Raw genomic sequence first — 2,264 nt, forward strand, 5'->3', positions numbered from 1 at the left:
CGACATAATTTTATTTAAATATTCTATCAAATTACGATAAATGTTGTTTGATATTGAACTTAAGTCCTAAATACAGATGAAAAAACAGTTGATCAAAGTTGTACTTTCTTGTGCAGTGATAATGGGAAGTTTTACATTTAATAGTTGTAAAAAGTCTGCCTCAGCATCATCAAAGAATGTTTCAAGAGCTACAGGCTGGAAAATAAACTCTAAAGAGGGTGGTTTTCAATACAATTCTGACTTTAAAGAACAAGAAACGGGTCCCGGACTTGTTTTTATAGAAGGAGGTACATTCACAAAAGGAAAGGTACAGGATGATGTAATGCATGACTGGAATAACACTCCTAGTGCACAGCATGTTCAATCTTTTTATATGGATGAAACAGAAGTAACCAATGTAATGTATAAGGAGTACCTTGATTATCTTAAAGCGGTATACCCCCCAGAAAATCCAAAATACGCCAATATTTATATAGGTGCCCTTCCGGATACTTTAGTATGGAGAAACCGATTGGGGTTTAATGAAACCATGACCAATAATTACCTTAGGCATCCTGCATATTCTGAATACCCGGTAGTTGGTGTGAATTGGATTCAAGCGGTTCAGTTTGCCGAATGGAGAACTGACAGGGTAAACGAAGCAATGCTGGAAAAAGAAGGTTATTTAGCTCAGAATGCGAAATACCAGGCAATGTCAGGTGAGGTGGAAGGCACTTTTAGCACAGAAGCCTATCTAAATCGTCCGGAATCTGTATATAATGGACAAATAGATTCATTACAAGGCAAAATGAAAAAAGATTCTGTTTCCAACTTTGCCACAAGAAGTACAGGTATTATTATGCCCGCATATAGGCTGCCTACGGAAACCGAATGGGAGTATTCAGCTGCTGCATTACAAGGAACTAGGGAATACAATAATTATAGAGGTAGAAAAAAATATCCATGGGAAGGCGATTATACAAGAAATGGCCAACGCGTGGGAAGAGGTGATCAGTTAGCAAACTTTAAGCAAGGAAAAGGTGACTACGGTGGAATAGCTGGTTGGTCTGATGACGGTGCTGATATCACTGCACAAGTAAAATCATACAAACCCAATGATCTTGGTCTTTATGATATGGCAGGTAATGTTGCCGAATGGGTTGCTGATGTGTATCGACCAATTGTGGATGACCAAATAAGTGATTTCAACTACTATAGAGGTAATATTTACATGAAAACGGCAATAGGCGAAGATGGAAAGGTAACTATTCTGCGAGATAGTATAATTTTTGATACTTTACCTAATGGAAAACTTGTAGCTGTTAATTTACCCGGTGAAATTAAAATGGTAGCTGTTGATGAACAGGAAACTTATTTAAGAACCAATTTCTCAGAAAGTGATAACAGAGGCTACAGGGATGGTGATGCTGGTTCATCCAGATTCTTTGACCGATTTTCCGGGGATGATGATGAGGATCCGGCTCGAAAGATGTATGATTCTCCAAAACACAATGTAGAGTTTGATTCTACCGGACAAATAATTCGCGAGTATGACAAAAGCAATAATAGATCCACGCTTATAAATGATGAAGTCAGGGTTTATAAGGGCGGTTCCTGGAAAGACCGGGCATACTGGCTAGATCCTGCACAGCGAAGATTTTTACCGCAATATATGTCCACAGATTATATAGGGTTCAGATGTGCGATGTCCAGAGTTGGATCTAAGGCAAAGACTAAAAATAAAACTGTAAGAGGTAAAAAAGCCAAATAGTTCTATCTCCAGAATAAGAATTTAGCCCTGATGTTAGCATCGGGGCTTTTTTATATATTTGTTTTATGACAATTGAGAAATTGCACCAACTTTTTTTAAAGTATCCTTTGGTCTCCACAGATACCCGTAACATTCAACCTAATTCTATATTCTTCGCCCTTAAGGGTAATAATTTTAATGGAAATAAATTTGCGTCTGAAGCTATAAGGAATGGTGCGGCATATGCTGTTGTAGATGAAGAAAAGTACGTAAGAGATGAGGCTTTTCTATTAGTAGACGATGTCTTAAAATCCCTTCAAGAACTGGCAAATTATCACAGGAATTTTTGTGACGCTAAAATTATCGGACTCACAGGCAGTAATGGAAAAACCACAACCAAAGAATTAATATTTGCTGTCATATCCAAGAAATATAATACAGTTGCCACCAAGGGTAACTTAAACAATCATATAGGAGTTCCGCTTACGCTTCTTACCATTAAAAAAAATACAGAATTCGCCATTATTGAAATGGG

2 protein-coding genes are annotated in these 2,264 nt (G+C 37.5%); both read left to right on the forward strand.

Going from position 1 to position 2,264, the window contains the following annotated elements:
- Positions 1 to 76 precede the first annotated feature (76 nt).
- Entirely contained in the window at positions 77 to 1,750 is a 1,674-nt protein-coding gene (gene gldJ, locus WBN20_RS15365) for a gliding motility lipoprotein GldJ (RefSeq protein WP_424273887.1), read from the forward strand.
- A gap of 65 nt (positions 1,751 to 1,815) precedes the next feature.
- The coding region (locus WBN20_RS15370) for a Mur ligase family protein (protein WP_424282317.1) at positions 1,816 to 2,264 on the forward strand (449 nt) is incomplete at its 3' end.

It is taken from the genome of Eudoraea sp. (genome assembly GCF_049665975.1).
GTDB lineage: Bacteria > Bacteroidota > Bacteroidia > Flavobacteriales > Flavobacteriaceae > Eudoraea.

Excerpts from the sequence above, each read along its gene's own strand:
- gldJ (WP_424273887.1), top strand. The coding sequence starts at position 77 with ATGAAAAAACAGTTGATCAAAGTTGTACTTTCTTGTGCAGTGATAATG.